The organism is Pseudoalteromonas sp. OFAV1, from assembly GCF_021532595.1.
GTDB lineage: Bacteria > Pseudomonadota > Gammaproteobacteria > Enterobacterales > Alteromonadaceae > Pseudoalteromonas > Pseudoalteromonas lipolytica_C.
This window is the reverse complement of record NZ_JAKGBG010000023.1, coordinates 1-15,585: the sequence shown is the minus strand read 5'-3', so window position 1 is coordinate 15,585 and position 15,585 is coordinate 1. Positions and strand designations below refer to the sequence as shown.

Here is a 15,585-nt window from a genome sequence, read left to right as displayed (position 1 = left end):
CTTGGAGTTGGCTCCCCCTCCCCGACTCGAACGGGGGACCTGCGGATTAACAGTCCGTCGCTCTAACCAACTGAGCTAAGGGGGAACTAAATAGAGTAGTGTGGTGCTATGATTTGGCTCCCCCTCCCCGACTCGAACGGGGGACCTGCGGATTAACAGTCCGTCGCTCTAACCAACTGAGCTAAGGGGGAACAATCATATTCATAAACTTGGCTCCCCCTCCCCGACTCGAACGGGGGACCTGCGGATTAACAGTCCGTCGCTCTAACCAACTGAGCTAAGGGGGAATCGTTTATGGCTGAAAAACTTGGCTCCCCCTCCCCGACTCGAACGGGGGACCTGCGGATTAACAGTCCGTCGCTCTAACCAACTGAGCTAAGGGGGAAGCGTCATGCCTTTCAACGGGGCGAAATATTAATGACAGCATTGCAAAGTGTCAACATAAAAACTTCATAAATTCAAAAAAGAAGCTTATTCGATGTTTTTATGTTCGATCTGAGCAAAATATGGCTTGAAATCATGTTGGATAGCGCCATTCAGTTAAAGTTTTATGTCGCTAAAACGCTATCATTGCATTTTTTTTGAGCAGGCTTGTGGTTTTAAACGTCAAAAAAGTATTAGTTAAGATGTTTTTTACAATTTAACGGAGAAAATAATTACTTATCTAGTATTTGTATTTATCACAAAACGACAGTACTGAATTTTTAAACATTGGTATGTTTGTAACTGTATCGAGTCGTATTTTTTAGCTGTATTTATCTCACAGAAACGATAGGTTTTTTTGCCAATAAATAAATATGGCAGTTTAACAAAGCTTAGCTGGTGTTTTTTTAATCATTTAAATCAGTTGTTTAGTTTTAAAAAAAGCTACTGCATCCTTGTTTGTTGTTTTCATTTTTGGTTCAGGCTGTAGAAATTTTTGCTGATTTCTATTGCGGAACAATTAAAAGGCTTAAAATAATACACTTCAGTCTTTAAGCTTAACTCAAAGATCGATAGCTGTTAAAAGCCTTTATATTTGCGGCTTACAGAGAGTTATCCACGATTTCTGTGGATAACTCTGTTTATGAAACTTTAAGAACAGCGTTGATGCCAGAAATATAGGGCGCTCTAGCAATTTCAAGTATTTAATTCAGTTTTTTTAAATCTAATTAAATCAGCAGGTTAATATTTTTACCTGAAGCCATGCTGAATTGATTAGTAAAATTATTTGTGACGATGAAACAACAGTATTTAGTGTGTAAAAAAACAGCGATATCTGCCTTTTAATTGTAATAAAGATATTAATGATGTTTGTATTTTGTTTTTTATAGGGGTTAGTCACTATTTATCAATGAAAGCATCAAAATAAGGAGTTTTATCTATCTCGTTTGTTTCTTTTAATAAAGCATAGCTTGCAAGCCGAGGATGCTTTAAACTTACAAGCTAAGATAAAGAGGCAAAATATTCTTATGAGCGTGACACCGCAGAGCAAATCTAAACCTGATCTTTTAAACTCTCCCATTCTGCCGACCTTAAAGAAAATGACCATTCCGATGATTTTTGGAATGATTACACTAATGATGTTTAATTTGGTAGATACCTTTTTCATCAGTTTACTTGGAACTGAACCTCTCGCTGCGGTGAGTTTTACGTTTCCCGTGACGTTTACCGTTATCAGCCTTGCTATCGGTTTAGGAATAGGCACTTCAGCAGTTATTGCAAAAGCACTTGGCAGCGACAAGCTAGACGAGGCGCGCTTTGATGCAAGTATGTCATTACTTGTCGCTGTTGTTATGGTGTTTTCTTTATCGGTTGTCGGTTATGTATTTATCGAACCTATTTTTAAATTACTTGGGGCTGGGGAGTTAGTACTGCCTTTGATCCATGATTACATGAGTGTGTGGTTTTTAGGCAGTGTGTTTTTAATTACCCCAATGGTCGGAAACTCTGTGCTACGTGCCAGTGGCGATACTAAAACACCGAGCATAGTAATGGGTGGGGCGGGGCTCATTAATGCCATTTTAGACCCTATGCTTATTTTTGGCTTTGGGCCTATCCCCGCTTTAGGAATTCAAGGTGCAGCCATCGCAAGTGTCATAGCTTGGGCAGTGGCAGTAATTATCATCCTTTATATTCTTGCTGTTAAGAATGGGTTGTTAAGTTTGCATGCTGGTTCGCAAACGCCATTGAGCTCAATTCGAAAAGTCCTAAAAATTGGTTTACCTGCGGCTGGCGCAAATATGTTAACGCCAATTGCAATGGCTGTCATGACAGCATTAGTGGCTAAACATGGTCCTGAAGCCGTCGCGGCGTTTGGTGTAGGAAGCCGAATTGAATCTATTGCAAGCCTTGTAGTACTTGCTTTGTCGATGACCTTGCCGCCATTTGTTAGTCAAAACTTTGGGGCGGGTAAGTTTGAACGTGTCAAAGAAGCCTACACAAAAACTTTAAAGTTTGTGATGATTTGGCAGTTCGCTATTTATATTTTACTGCTGTTAACCTCTGGTTTTATCGCTGATGTATTTGGTAAAGAGCAAGCAGTAATGGATGTGATTAAGCTATTCATTTATATTTTGCCGCTAAGTTATGGTCTGCAAGGAATAATTATCTTATCTAACTCTTCATTTAATGCCCTGCATAAGCCAATGAATGCACTGATTTTAAGTGTGGTTCGTCTGTTTGTTTTTTATGTACCTTTTGCTTATGTTGGCAGTGAAATTGCCGGTTTAAAAGGACTCTTTATTGGTGCAGCCATCGGTAATTTATTTACGGCAGTGGTAGCCTTTAAATGGTTCATCAAAGAAGTTGATGGGTTAAGTGAGTCATATATGAAGGAGTGTCATTCATGAGCGACCATTTCCAACTAGTTTCTAAATTTAAGCCAAGTGGTGACCAACCAACGGCAATAGCACAGTTAAAAGATGGCCTTGAGGCTGGGCTTGCTCATCAAACATTATTAGGGGCTACAGGGACGGGTAAAACCTTCACCATGGCCAATATTATTAATGATTTGAATCGCCCAACCATTATCATGGCACACAATAAAACACTCGCCGCACAGCTTTATGGCGAAATGAAAGAGTTTTTCCCGCATAACGCGGTTGAGTATTTTGTATCTTATTACGACTATTACCAGCCAGAAGCTTATGTTGTTGCCAGTGATACTTTTATAGAAAAAGATGCGTCTATCAATGAGCACATTGAGCAAATGCGCTTAAGTGCTACCAAAGCGCTTTTAGAAAGACGCGATACAATTATTGTGGCCTCGGTATCTGCTATTTATGGTTTGGGCGACCCTGACTCATATATGAAGATGATGCTATTGCTGAAGGTTGGTGAAACCGTCGATCAGCGCGATATGCTGCGTCGTCTTGCTGAGCTGCAATATACACGAAACGATATTGAATTTAGCCGTGGCACATACCGTGTTCGTGGTGAAGTAGTTGATATATTTCCTGCTGAATCTGACACTTATGCCGTTCGTGTGGAAATGTTTGACGATGAAATTGAGCGCTTAAGTATTTTTGATCCGCTAACTGGGGCTGTTGAGAAGCACATAGTACGCGCGACTATTTACCCGAAAACGCACTATGTAACACCCCGTGAAAAAATTCTCGATGCCATAGATAAAATTAAAGATGAGTTGAAAGATCGCCGAGCTCAATTACTCAGTGCCAACAAACTTATAGAAGAGCAACGTATTGCGCAGCGCACCCAGTACGATATTGAAATGATGACCGAGCTTGGTTATTGCTCAGGCATCGAAAACTACTCGCGTTACTTATCTGGTAGAACACCGGGCGATCCGCCGCCGACTTTACTTGACTACTTACCCGATGATGCATTGATGATTATTGATGAATCACACGTTACAGTGTCGCAAATTGGCGCTATGTACAAAGGTGACAGAAGCCGTAAAGAAAATCTTGTTGAGTATGGCTTTCGCTTGCCATCAGCATTAGATAACCGGCCATTACGTTTTGAAGAATTTGAAGCCATTGCGCCGCAAACTATTTATGTGTCGGCAACACCTGGTGACTTTGAGCTTGAGCGCTCATCAGGGGAGGTTGCCGAGCAGGTTATTCGTCCAACCGGGCTTATTGACCCAGAAATTGAAGTTCGCCCTGTGGGCACCCAGGTTGATGACTTACTCTCAGAAATCTATAAACGAGTTGAAGTGAACGAGCGGGTACTTGTAACCACTTTAACTAAGCGTATGGCAGAAGATTTAACCGATTATCTCAACGACCATGATGTAAAAGTGCGTTACTTGCACTCAGATATCGACACCGTTGAACGGGTCGAAATTATCCGCGATTTGCGTGCTGGTGTATTTGATGTGTTAGTGGGCATTAACTTATTACGAGAAGGTCTCGACATGCCAGAGGTTTCACTGGTTGCGATACTTGATGCTGATAAAGAAGGTTTCTTACGTTCTACTCGTTCGCTTATTCAAACCATAGGTCGTGCTGCTCGTCACTTAAATGGTAAAGCGATTTTGTATGGCGACCGCATTACTAATTCTATGCGACAAGCCATTGACGAAACAGATCGCCGCCGCGAAAAGCAACAAGCTTATAACCTTGAGCACGGTATTGAGCCGCAAGCACTGGTGAAAAGTATCACCGATATTATGGATCTGGGCGAAGAAGCAAGTCCTAAAGATAATCTTAAATTGGTGCGTAAAGAGTCTAAAAAAGTGCTCAGCGCAAAATATATTGCCAGCCAAATTAAAGCCCTTGAAGCGAAAATGCATGCCTACGCCAGCGACCTTGAATTTGAAAAAGCGGCTTCTGTGCGAGATGAGATTCACGAATTACAACAACAGTTAATTAACTAAAGATGATGACAAACGATTTTTCTGCCATTTTAAATGCATTAGCAGAGGCGCCACTTGCTGCTAATGAATTATGCCGTGTATTTCATGGTCGTGGCCACTCAGTGGCTGAGCTGAGCCACATTAATTTGGATTTTTATCCGCCCGCACTCTTTTTAGTTTCATATGAAGAAATAGATGAGCAGGTACTTGCGCAATTAACAGATACCCTATGGCAATGGGCGCAAGAGAACTCGCCTGAGCTTGTTACTGCATTGGTATACCAGCAACGTAGCGGGATTAATACCCGTAATGCGCTAATGTTTGGCGAATTACCACAAGAACACCTTGTCAGTGAAAATGGCATTAAGTTTAAAGTTGATTTACTGAGTCGCCAAAACACGGGAATTTTCCCTGATATGCGCCGTGGCAGAGAGTTTGTTCAAGCCAATAGTAAAAACGCAAAAGTGCTCAACCTGTTTTCATATACTTGTGGTTTTTCTGTTGCAGCAATGCAAGGTGGTGCTGACCAAGTTATAAATATGGATATGAATAAAGGTGTGCTTCGAACGGGTAAACAAAATCATCAGTTAAATGGTTTTGAGCAAGGTGTTAGTTATTTCCCGCACGATATTTTAAAGTCATTCGGTAAGCTAAAGAAATCTGCGCCCTATGAATTGATCATCGTTGATCCACCTAGCTTTCAAAAAGGCAGCTTTATATTGACCAAGGATTATCAAAAAATTCTGCGTCGTTTACCTGAGCTACTAAATGAACACACTCAATTACTACTGTGTGCGAATAGTCCTGAGCTTTCAGAGCAGGCGTTTAAAGATCTCATTAGCGATCATACGCAAGGGGCAATTAGCTTTGTTGAGCGACTCGCAGCTACCGATGGCTTTGTTGAAGTAGACAGTGATCGTAGTCTAAAAGCTTTAGTTTATAAAACAGCAAACTAATGGCACTGAGTAAACGACTATCAGCCATCGTTGATTTAGTTGATTCAGGTTATGACGAAATCTGGGACTGCTGCTGCGACCACGGTTTGTTAGGGATTGAGCTTTTACAGCAAGATAAAGCACAGTTAATACATTTCGTTGATATAGTGCCTGAGTTAATGCAGGCACTAAATGATAAACTAGAACGCTTTTGCAACGAAGAGCAACGCGGACGCTGGCAGGTGCATTGCCAAGATGTTGCAGCGATTACACCAGACCCACAAAAACGCCACCTAGTTATTATTGCAGGAGTAGGGGGAGAGCTGTTAGTACAGTTTTTAGCTAAGATTGTTAGCCAAAACCCAAATACTTACATCGACTTTATTGTTTGCCCTGTACATCACAGTTATCAAGTTCGCAGTTATTTACAAACACTACAATTAGGGCTCGTGTCTGAGCAGTTGGTTTGTGAAAATAAACGCTTTTACGAAATCATCGTAATGAGTGCGTCATCATCGCAGCTCATCACCCGCATTGGACAGCAAATGTGGCAACTAACAAGTAAAGAGCACCAAGCTTATTTAAAGCAATTATGTGCTCATTACCAACGCATGTTGAATCAAGACGCCGATTATTATCAGCCAGTGCTTGATCAATACAGTGCATTATTATCTTAATTAGAGCTAACTTAATTAAAGTTTATTAATCTCTTGTTTTACGTTGTAGCTTGAATCGGTGACAATGGCTTCGAGCGTTTGCACACGCTCTCTTAACTCTTGCAGCTCTTTTGTCACTTCTGCTACATGCTCGTTCGCTTCTTTTGAATTTTTTAAGGTGCGTGATTTGAATTCGAGATGCTTTTTATACATATCATAAATCACCCCAGATCCCACAGATATCAGCACAATTAACACCACCATGGTAGTACCTGACATACACTTCTCCTTCCATTTTTAGTCCCTAATAGAGTATAGGTTGTATTTAAAAATGCAATTTGCATTCTGTTACAAGGTGTTTCGTTTTAAAAACGGCTTGATACGGATAAAGCCAGTGACCAGCATGGTGCCTGCTATAACACACAGTGCGCCAACTAAGGTATTCGGCCCAATTTGTTCATCTAAAATTAGATTACCCCATATTATGCCAAATAGTGGAATCAAAAAGGTAACAGTCAGTGCTGAGGTTGGGCCAATATCATCAATCAAACGGAAAAACAGGATATATGCTACAGCAGTACACAGCACACCGAGTGCCACTACACCAAGCATAACTTCGTTACTTGGCATTTCTCTGGCAGGAATAATAAAAATAAGCGGGAGTACCATAATACTTGCCGCCCACATACTGCCATGGGCATTATCAAAAGCAGACAACTTTGGTGCATGTTTGGTGTAATGGGATGCAATGGCATAACTGAGTGAAGCACACAGCGCAGCAACAATTGCCGTAATGGCTTGGCTGTCGATAGTGAGACTATTTTGCCCCACTAAAATGGCCACGCCCGTTAAACCTAACAGCAAGCCAAGCAGCATACTTTTAGTGGGTTTAGTTTTGCTCCAAATAATACCGACGATGGCACCCCAAATTGGGGTTGTTGAGTTTAATATTGATAAGGTTGAAGCGTTAATTGTTTGTGCTGCATAAGCAAACAATAAAAAGGGAATGGCGGAATTAAGCGCACCAATAATGAAAAAATGCTTTTTGTGGGTCGCGAACGCAAGTTTCTTGCGTAAGTACAACGCAAAAATAAACAGTGTAATTGCTGCAAAGCCAACTCTTAACTCAATTAATACCGCAGGGCCTAAGCTATTCGCTGCCATGCGCATAAATAAGAAGGAAGCGCCCCAAATAGCAGCAAGGATGAATAAGCGTAATAAACTTGGCAATGACATGGTTTTACATTCTTAAATTATAAAACCTGAGCATATCAAATTTATGCCCCAATACTCGCCATTTTCGGACTATTAATCAGTTGATTGTGGAAGTTTTTTTTCGAAGTCAGATTTAACGATTTCTAATGCTGCTAAAACGTCCTCGGCAGGCACATCGTTTTGCTCTAAGAGCATAATGAGATCAACAGCGATTTTTATGTAGTCAGGAGCATTTTCTAAGTCACTGCTCATTTTGTAATTCCTTTTTTTTCGCAACTTGGCTGATTGCTACATCGATAGCCGTTTGTACGCGTTGCTCCATTTTTATTCGCTCTGTTTGTGGTAAATAAAATTCCATATCAACGTCATAGCGAATATAGCGAGCAGGTAATTGATTAAGTACGGTACAGCATAAATCCGCCATAATATCATCATTATACAACGAATCTAACTTGCGCTTAGCGATATCTTCAATAACAAGTTTTTCATAGTAATTGTGGATGTCATCATGCAATTTCATATACCAACAACCTAGTAGAAAAGTCATATTTAAGTGTATACCAAGCCTTAGAATAAATCGACAGCGGCTCTAAAAAGCTGACCATGAACATCAACCAAACGGCTTACATTTCGTTGATAGCCACCGCCCATGGCTGCAAAGAGTGGGATTTTTGCTTCCTTTGCTTGGCTTAATACTAAATGGTCACGTTGATACACGCCCTCTAAACTGACATGAAAGTGTCCTAACTCATCATCCGTTGCGATATCTGCGCCGGCGTTGTACAAAATGATATCAGGCTGGTGGAGTCTAATTGTTAAGGCTAATGCTTGATTTACTGTCTCAAGGTATTCAGCATCTGAGGTGCCATGCTCTAAAGCAAAGTCGTAATTTGATTGCTGCTTGATACGCGGAAAGTTTTGCTGGCAATGAATAGAGCAGCTAATTATTTGAGGGTGTGCTTGTGTTACTTCGGCTGTGCCATCACCTTGGTGAACGTCACAGTCAAAGATTAATACGGTATCGGCTTGTTCGCTCTCAATTAAGTGTGCTGCGGCTATTGCTAAGTCATTAAAAATACAAAAACCACTACCATAGCTCGTAAAAGCATGGTGATAATCGCCACTTAAGTTAAATGCAGCACCTTGTTGTAGTGCAAATTCAGCACCTTGAATACTTGCACCGACAGAATAAAGTGTTCGTTCGACTAAGGCTTCAGACCAAGGAAAACCCATTTTTTTTATCGCTTTGCTGTCAAGGCTACCTGTTATAAAAGCGTCGACATAATCAGGGTCATGGCATAGATCAAGCTGCGCGCGAGTGGCTTTTTGTGGGGTAATGAAGTGCTGCTCATCAATAAAGTCGCTAACAAGCTGCCTTAACATGCGATATTTTTCAATCGGAAAGCGGTGACGCTCAGGTAAAGCTAACGCTGAATAACTTGGGTGGTAGTAAAACATTATCTCAGCTGCTGTTTTTCTACTTGTTGAATTTTATCTTCAGTGGCTGAAATTGCTTTTCGACAGCGACCCAAACGAGCGTGTAAAGCTAAGATCTCTTTATTTATTTCAGTGGCCTTTGCTGGGCTAGCTGCATCAAGTTTAAGCTTTCTTTCTTCAATCATTAAAACTAAGCGGCGCTCAAACTCATGGTTTTGCTTGAGCTCATCGTAAAGTTCATGTGAAGACTGTATGATCTTTTTAACTGCTTGTTTATATATTTGTGGCTTGCTCTTGGGTTTAAAACTGTATTTGTTCTCTTTTGCCCACACAGGTGTTGATTTAATAACATTAAAAACAGCCTGAACTTGCTGTGCAATTCGCTCTAAAGCATATTGGTAAGCATGGCGATGTTCTGCTGGGGGCAGGTTAGCTAACTCTTCTTCTATTTCAGCTACATAATCTGCAAGTTTCATACTTTTAGTCGCAAATACTGCCTTATCAAACAAACTTGGTTGTGCCTGCATGTAGCGATTTTTAGCAAATAGGTTGCCGTTATCAAATTGGCTTGCTTGATGTTTAAGCCTAGATATTTGCTCGCATAGTTTGTCAAAAGCAGGAGAATGCATTTACAAATAAGCCTCATAGATTAACTTTAATGCTAACACTATAACCACAGTATTAAATACTGGGCGGATCATTTTACTACCAAATTTAATTGCTGAATGCGCACCTAACCAGGCACCTAACATCAAGAAAAAGCCCATTGTTATACCAAGCAAAAAGTTCACATGGCCCAGCGCAACAAAGGTGATCAATGAAATAAAGTTCGAAACAAAGTTCATTGAGCGAGCAAGCCCACAATTTAGCAATAAGCTCATCTTATATAATAGGCTATTTGAGGCAGTCCAAAAGGTGCCAGTACCAGGGCCTGCTAAACCATCAAAAAAACCAAGGCCAAGTCCTTGTAGCCATTGTTTAATTTTGGTTTTGCCATCAAGCTCAGGTAATTCGTTATGCTCAGTCGTACTTAAACTGCCAAAGAGACTGTAACAAGCCACTAAAATAATCACCACCGGTAGTAATTTATTTAAAAACTCAATACTCAAGTAATCTACAACTAATGTACCTACAAGTGCCCCTATGGCAGTTGCTAAAATAGACGCAGCCCAAAACCGGGGGTTAAATAACTTTTTCCGAAAATATGTCACACTTGCAGTTAATGAGCCAAAACTGGCTGCAAGTTTATTGGTCCCTAGAGTGAGATGCGGTGGTAAACCGGCTGTCAATAAGGCTGGTACAGTTAGCATGCCGCCACCGCCAGCAATGGCATCAATAAAGCCTGCAGCCAGCGCTACTGCGCAAAGGAGTGCCCATGTTGTTGGATCTAAAGCTAATTCAAACATTAATAATCAATTTGTCTTTTAAAGGGTGGCAAGGTATCGAGCATGGCTTTGCCATATCGTTTGGTCACTAAACGGCGATCAAGAATAATAATTCGTCCTTGATCATTCTCTTTTCGAAGTAGTCTACCACAGCTCTGTACTAATTTCTTTGCTGCATCAGGTACAGTAATAGACAAAAATGGATTCCCCCCCTTACTTTGCACAAATTCAGCCTGTGCTTCTTCTATTGGTGAGGTAGGCACCGCGAACGGAATCTTTGTAATGACGAGGTTTTCTAAGTATTTGCCCGGTAAATCTAGACCTTCTGATAGGCTTTGTGTGCCAAATAAGTAGCTTGCGCGACCTAAGTCAACATTCGCTTTATGCTTTTTCAATAATGCTTCTCGAGACATTTCACCCTGAACTAATACGTCAATTCCTTTGCTGCGCAGTGCTTTTACTACGTGATCCATCTGCCAATAAGAAGCAAACAAGACTAAATTAGCTTTTTTATCATCAAGAAACTTAGGTAATTGTTCAGCCAAGTGATCACTAAAGGCTTTATCTGTTGGCTCGATGTGGCTTGCAGGAATATGCAGTGTTGCTTGTTTAGGATAATCAAACGGCGAGGGAACTTTGATGTATTTGACGCCTTCTTCTTTGGCTAGGCCGCATTCATAAGCAAAATGATCAAATGAGCCAAGTGCAGTTAAAGTAGCTGAACAAAGCACAGCACCAGCACATTGATTCCATAATTTATCTTTTAAGTAATAGCCAACTTCAATAGGGCAATCACTGAGTAAGTGGTCGTGATGGTTCTTATACTCTAGGCGTTTGATCCATCGAGCATGGGGAATACCTTCGCCTTTTGTTGCATAACTAAACCACAATTTGTTTAATAACTCTAGACGGTTAATGTAATGACCACTTTCAGCCAAGATAGGATCAGCTACATAAGGTTTTATATCGCCATCGCTTACGTCTTGTACCAAGGTATCGTGCATTTTGTTTAGTGCTCTTAGAGCATCAAGAGTGGCATCGCTGATATCTTTTGCTTTAGCATGTAAAGATGCAGGGATCTCACCGTGCTCAAAACGATAGGTATCATCACTGTTGTAGCTAAAATCCGCATTATCAAGAATATCACGTACGACTTTTAAGTTTTTTGCAGCATCATTGATACTGTCACTCAGCTTAAAATTTTGCCCAATTGCTTTTTGTCCTACTAATACATTTGCCATTTTACCAGCGAATTTAACAAGCTTGTCGAGCCAATCTATGGTGCCTTTGATTGTTGCTGCTGCAGATGAGAAGTCTCGGGTGATGTGAGCTAAATGGTGCGCTTCGTCAATTACGTAAATAGTATCGTCAGGCTCAGGAAGAATCTTACCACCACCGAGGTCTAGATCAGCCAGCAGTAAAGAATGGTTGATCACCAACACATCCATTTGCATAAGACGCTGACGCGCCATATGAAAAGGGCACAGCTGATGAGCACGCATTTGTCGTTGGCATGAGTGCTTATCACAGGCTATTAAATTCCAAACTTTATCGGGGATAGTATCAGCCCAACTATCGCGATCACCTTGCCATTGCTTTTTTGAGTAAGCATCATAAAGTTGCTTTAAGCATTTGGTTTCCATATCTGAGAGCGGCGATGATAGGGTCGGCATAAACTCCATTTGCGTTTGGCTATCGCCATTTACTGCAGCACTGAGTTTTTGCGCACATATATAGCGCTGTCGTCCTTTCACTAAATCAAACTTAATATCAAGGCCAGAGTGTTCTTTAAAAAACGGCAGTTCTTTATTAATTAACTGCTCTTGTAGGGCAACGGTGGCCGTCGAAATCACTAATTTCTTTTTTTTGGCCATCGCCAAAGGCATTGCACCTAAACAATAAGCCAGCGACTTGCCGGTTCCTGTACCAGCTTCAATAACACAGATGCGTTGGCTTTTATGGTACTCGCCAGCCAGCGTTTTTGCTATTTCGGCAACTAAATAGTTTTGACTACTTCTAGGGCGGTAATCGGTGAGGTTATCAGCAACATGCTTATGAATTTGCCGAATTGTTTTTTTTAAAGAGTCAGAAAGCATGCCCAGATAACCTAAAGTATGTATATAATTACAGTAATTAATTTTAGAGATTTAACTGGGCAACTACAAGCGACTTGTTACTTTAATTAGCTAATCCACTTAGCTTTGTTTAACTAAAATGCCTAAATTTCCGAAAAAAGGTCTAATAACATGCAGTTAGTTTCTGGCTTTATTCTTTCCACCCAATGCTATGATAGCGCTAAAGGCATTTCTATTGTGGTGTGGATATTATCTCAGCAGGGGCCTGTAAAGCTAATTAGCTCTTTACAACACGCTGTGTTTTTTATTAATAAATCACAATTAGACGCTGCAACAAGCGTGTTCAACGAGTATGGGATCATCTGCGAAATTAAGCATGTGAAGCTTAAAAGCTTCATGCAGCAACAAGTGGTTTCTTGTTATTTCTCTTCATTGAAACATTATTACAACGCAGCTAAACGACTCAAAGCACAGCATATAAAAGTCTATGAAGATGATATCCGCCCAGTCGATAGGTTTTTAATGGAGCGTTTTATCAGAGGATCTGTTTGGGCCAAAGGTCGTTTAATTAAAAGCCACCCATATCCAGTATTAACTGATGCTAAATTCAAAAAAAATAGCGAGTTTACGCCTCGATTCTCAAGCTTGTCACTCGATATTGAATGTAATGGTGAGGGAGTACTATTTTCAGTTGGCTTAGTGGGCGAAAACATCGATATGGTGTTAATGATAGGACAGCCACAAGATACCAGTGAACTGCCATTTAGCATTCAATGGTGTGTTGATGAAATTGATTTACTAGACCACCTTTGCTCGCTTATTCAAACTATAGATCCAGATGTGATTATAGGTTGGAATGTCATTGAGTTTGATTTTACTGTATTACATGCACGTGCTGAAGCGCTTGGGGTTGAGTTACCTTTAGGGCGCAATAAAGAAAAAATGCAGTTGAGAGTTGGTAGCTTTACCCGCTTAACTATACCTGGTCGGGTTGTGATTGATGGTATCGATACCTTAAAAAATGCAACCTATCATTACGATAACTTCAGTCTTGCCAATGTAGCAAGCATTGAGCTTGGCGAAGATAAACTGATTAGCACCGACGACCGTCTTGCTGAGATCATTCGTCAGTTTAATGAAGATAAACTTTCACTTGCGAGTTACAACAGACAAGATTGCATTTTAGTACTGCGTATTTTTGAAAAGCTTAGGTTACTCGATTTTGCAGTTGTACGAAGTCAGTTAACAGGTTTAGAGCTTGAAAGAATGGGGGGATCTGTTGCCGCTTTCACTAACCTCTACCTACCTTTATTACATAGAAGTGGCTATGTAGCTCCCAATTTGGGGGATCATGGCCTAACATTCGACAGCCCCGGTGGCTATGTTATGCCATCACAACCAGGGCTTTATAGAAATATACTCGTGCTCGATTACAAAAGCCTGTATCCATCGATAATGAGAACATTTTGTATAGATCCACTTGGCTTGATTGAGGGTTTAAAAAGCCCAGAAAATGCAATAGAGGGTTTTAATCAAGCGCTATTTTCACGAACCGAACATCATTTACCTGAACTGATTCGAGAGCTCGCTGCTAAAAGACAGGTCGCCAAAGATAATGACCAACCTATGCTCTCGCAGGCGATTAAGATCATTATGAATAGTTTATATGGAGTGTTAGGTTCAAAAGGGTGCCGTTTTTATGATCCACGCTTGTCTAGTTCAATCACTCTGCGTGGTCATGAAATAATGCAAACTACCAAGCAGTGGATTGAAGAATGGGGCTATGAAGTAATTTATGGAGATACTGACTCGACATTTGTGAAATTAGTTGATGAGCTGAATCCTCAAGACTGTAATGAAATCGGTACGGAACTGGCAAGAAAAATAAACATACGTTGGCAGCACGAGTTACAACAACATTATAAAATAGACAGTTTTTTAGAAATTGAGTTCGAAATCCACTATAGCCCTTTTTTTATGCCCACGATTAGAGGAAAAACAACGGGTTCTAAAAAGCGATATGTCGGAAATGTGGTTAAAGATGGAATTAGCGAACTTGTTTTTAAAGGAATGGAAACAGTCAGAAGTGATTGGACTGAATTGGCTCATCAATTTCAAAGAGAGCTTTTCAAAATTTTATTTAGTGAACAGAATAGCCAGGATTTAATAATCCAAGCATTTGATAATTATGTCAAAAAGCTTTATGCAGGTGAATTTGACTCAATGTTAGTCTACCGTAAACGATTAGGGCAGCATTTGACAGACTATCAAAAAAATATCCCTCCTCATGTTAAAGCAGCTAAGCAATATATAGTTAAAAATCCTACTGTTAGCTTCAAGCGTGGGCAAATAATTGAATATGTGTACACCGATTGTGGCGCTGAGTACTACACAGGTAAACATCATTACGATTATGGTGTTTATGTTAATAAGCAATTGTTGCCAATAGCTGAAATGATAGTTGCAGATTTGGGTACTATTATTTCATTTGGAAATAATAAGCAAATTCGAATGTTTTAAGGTCTGAATATTGCTTTTTGTCCCTATTTCTAAGGGTTTTGGCTATGGATGTCTTTGTACGAATTTTGCGCGATAGATTAAAGTTTGGTTTCATTTGTGGTTTTTTATTAATTTTTTATAAACAAATGTCTGGATATTTTGTTTAATTTGTTTATTATTTGTTGGTCGCAGTCCTGATGTGATAACAAATAATAAACAAGCTTATGCTAAATATAGCCACAATATAGTGGTCCAGGGAGAATCAAATGTTAAATAAAAAAGTTTCTAAAGCAGTTCGCTTAGCGATTGCTTTTGGTGCTGCATCAACAGCTGCATTTTCTGCATCGACTGTTGCAGCTGAAGACGACAGTGCAGAGAAAGTTGAACGCATTCAAGTAACAGGTTCACGCATCAAGCGTACTGACCTTGAAGGTGCATCACCTGTAATCAGCATCACATCTGCTGATATCAAAATGGAAGGTGATTTCACTGTAGCTGACGCTCTTCGTTCAAGTTCATTGAACTCATTCGGCTCATTCTCAGAGCGTTCAGGTAGCTCTGCTCAGTCTCAAGCAACTATTA

13 protein-coding genes, 4 tRNA genes and 1 pseudogene are annotated in these 15,585 nt (G+C 40.3%); 6 read left to right on the top strand and 12 right to left on the bottom strand.

Annotated elements, in window-relative coordinates:
* Positions 1–8: 8 nt before the first annotated feature.
* The 4 genes from L1267_RS13500 to L1267_RS13485 all read right to left on the bottom strand — a co-directional run bounded on the left by L1267_RS13500 (position 9) and on the right by L1267_RS13485 (position 385).
* Positions 9–85 (bottom strand) — tRNA-Asn (locus tag L1267_RS13500).
* Between the two features lie 29 nt (positions 86–114).
* Positions 115–191, bottom strand: a tRNA-Asn gene (locus L1267_RS13495).
* A gap of 19 nt (positions 192–210) precedes the next feature.
* Positions 211–287, bottom strand: a tRNA-Asn gene (locus tag L1267_RS13490).
* 21 nt (positions 288–308) lie between these two features.
* Positions 309–385, bottom strand: a tRNA-Asn gene (locus L1267_RS13485).
* A 1,066-nt stretch (positions 386–1,451) separates the two neighbouring features.
* On the opposite strand from L1267_RS13485, the gene L1267_RS13480 reads away from it, so the two are divergent.
* Genes L1267_RS13480 through L1267_RS13465 form a run of 4 tightly spaced genes read left to right on the top strand, consistent with a single transcriptional unit; the run spans position 1,452 to position 6,413 of the window.
* Positions 1,452–2,831: an MATE family efflux transporter gene (locus L1267_RS13480; RefSeq protein WP_235383167.1), complete on the top strand. Its 1,380-nt coding sequence runs from the start codon at positions 1,452–1,454 to the stop codon at positions 2,829–2,831.
* Positions 2,828–4,822 (top strand): excinuclease ABC subunit UvrB, encoded by a 1,995-nt coding sequence (gene uvrB / locus L1267_RS13475; RefSeq protein ID WP_235383166.1) that lies wholly within the window; start codon positions 2,828–2,830, stop codon positions 4,820–4,822. Before L1267_RS13480 ends, uvrB begins: the two co-directional genes overlap by 4 nt.
* A 5-nt stretch (positions 4,823–4,827) precedes the next feature.
* Positions 4,828–5,757, top strand: coding sequence for a class I SAM-dependent methyltransferase (locus L1267_RS13470; protein ID WP_235383180.1), 930 nt, complete (start codon positions 4,828–4,830; stop codon positions 5,755–5,757).
* A complete protein-coding gene (locus L1267_RS13465) occupies positions 5,757–6,413 on the top strand; it encodes a tRNA (adenine(22)-N(1))-methyltransferase (protein ID WP_235383165.1) in 657 nt (218 codons plus the stop codon). Before L1267_RS13470 ends, L1267_RS13465 begins: the two co-directional genes overlap by 1 nt.
* A 15-nt stretch (positions 6,414–6,428) precedes the next feature.
* Here the strand turns inward: L1267_RS13465 and L1267_RS13460 are convergent, their stop codons facing one another.
* The 8 genes from L1267_RS13460 to dinG form a co-directional block, all read right to left on the bottom strand.
* Positions 6,429–6,671, bottom strand: a complete 243-nt coding sequence (locus L1267_RS13460) for a hypothetical protein (RefSeq protein ID WP_058583760.1) — start codon at positions 6,669–6,671, stop codon at positions 6,429–6,431.
* Positions 6,672–6,740: 69 nt separating this feature from the next.
* Positions 6,741–7,628 (bottom strand): DMT family transporter, encoded by an 888-nt coding sequence (locus L1267_RS13455; RefSeq protein WP_138558017.1) that lies wholly within the window; start codon positions 7,626–7,628, stop codon positions 6,741–6,743.
* Between the two features lie 72 nt (positions 7,629–7,700).
* A complete protein-coding gene (locus L1267_RS13450) occupies positions 7,701–7,859 on the bottom strand; it encodes a DUF2496 domain-containing protein (RefSeq protein WP_135925381.1) in 159 nt (52 codons plus the stop codon).
* On the bottom strand, positions 7,849–8,127 hold the full coding sequence (locus tag L1267_RS13445; RefSeq protein ID WP_135925378.1) for a late competence development ComFB family protein: 279 nt from the start codon (positions 8,125–8,127) through the stop codon (positions 7,849–7,851). Before L1267_RS13445 ends, L1267_RS13450 begins: the two co-directional genes overlap by 11 nt.
* Before the next feature lie 47 nt (positions 8,128–8,174).
* Complete coding sequence (locus L1267_RS13440) at positions 8,175–9,068, bottom strand: histone deacetylase family protein (protein WP_235383179.1); 894 nt, start codon at positions 9,066–9,068, stop codon at positions 8,175–8,177.
* Positions 9,065–9,673 (bottom strand): primosomal replication protein, encoded by a 609-nt coding sequence (locus L1267_RS13435; protein WP_235383164.1) that lies wholly within the window; start codon positions 9,671–9,673, stop codon positions 9,065–9,067. The genes L1267_RS13440 and L1267_RS13435 overlap by 4 nt, the downstream gene beginning before the upstream one ends.
* Complete coding sequence (locus L1267_RS13430) at positions 9,674–10,450, bottom strand: TSUP family transporter (protein ID WP_135925372.1); 777 nt, start codon at positions 10,448–10,450, stop codon at positions 9,674–9,676.
* A complete protein-coding gene (dinG, locus tag L1267_RS13425; RefSeq protein ID WP_235383163.1) occupies positions 10,450–12,525 on the bottom strand; it encodes an ATP-dependent DNA helicase DinG in 2,076 nt (691 codons plus the stop codon). Before dinG ends, L1267_RS13430 begins: the two co-directional genes overlap by 1 nt.
* A 150-nt stretch (positions 12,526–12,675) precedes the next feature.
* On the opposite strand from dinG, the gene L1267_RS13420 reads away from it, so the two are divergent.
* Both L1267_RS13420 and L1267_RS13415 read left to right on the top strand, forming a co-directional pair.
* Complete coding sequence (locus L1267_RS13420; RefSeq protein WP_235383162.1) at positions 12,676–15,024, top strand: DNA polymerase II; 2,349 nt, start codon at positions 12,676–12,678, stop codon at positions 15,022–15,024.
* Between the two features lie 245 nt (positions 15,025–15,269).
* Positions 15,270–15,585 (top strand): annotated as a pseudogene (locus tag L1267_RS13415) (TonB-dependent receptor); the annotation flags it as partial.

What these genes read in the sequence shown, in the direction of transcription:
- L1267_RS13480 (WP_235383167.1), top strand. Translation starts at nt 1,452, where the DNA reads ATGAGCGTGACACCGCAGAGCAAATCTAAACCTGATCTTTTAAACTCT.
- uvrB (WP_235383166.1), top strand. Translation starts at nt 2,828, where the DNA reads ATGAGCGACCATTTCCAACTAGTTTCTAAATTTAAGCCAAGTGGTGAC.
- L1267_RS13470 (WP_235383180.1), top strand. Translation starts at nt 4,828, where the DNA reads ATGACAAACGATTTTTCTGCCATTTTAAATGCATTAGCAGAGGCGCCA.
- L1267_RS13465 (WP_235383165.1), top strand. Translation starts at nt 5,757, where the DNA reads ATGGCACTGAGTAAACGACTATCAGCCATCGTTGATTTAGTTGATTCA.
- L1267_RS13460 (WP_058583760.1), bottom strand. Translation starts at nt 6,671, where the DNA reads ATGTCAGGTACTACCATGGTGGTGTTAATTGTGCTGATATCTGTGGGA.
- L1267_RS13455 (WP_138558017.1), bottom strand. Translation starts at nt 7,628, where the DNA reads ATGTCATTGCCAAGTTTATTACGCTTATTCATCCTTGCTGCTATTTGG.
- L1267_RS13450 (WP_135925381.1), bottom strand. Translation starts at nt 7,859, where the DNA reads ATGAGCAGTGACTTAGAAAATGCTCCTGACTACATAAAAATCGCTGTT.
- L1267_RS13445 (WP_135925378.1), bottom strand. Translation starts at nt 8,127, where the DNA reads ATGAAATTGCATGATGACATCCACAATTACTATGAAAAACTTGTTATT.
- L1267_RS13435 (WP_235383164.1), bottom strand. Translation starts at nt 9,673, where the DNA reads ATGCATTCTCCTGCTTTTGACAAACTATGCGAGCAAATATCTAGGCTT.
- L1267_RS13430 (WP_135925372.1), bottom strand. Translation starts at nt 10,450, where the DNA reads ATGTTTGAATTAGCTTTAGATCCAACAACATGGGCACTCCTTTGCGCA.
- dinG (WP_235383163.1), bottom strand. Translation starts at nt 12,525, where the DNA reads ATGCTTTCTGACTCTTTAAAAAAAACAATTCGGCAAATTCATAAGCAT.
- L1267_RS13420 (WP_235383162.1), top strand. Translation starts at nt 12,676, where the DNA reads ATGCAGTTAGTTTCTGGCTTTATTCTTTCCACCCAATGCTATGATAGC.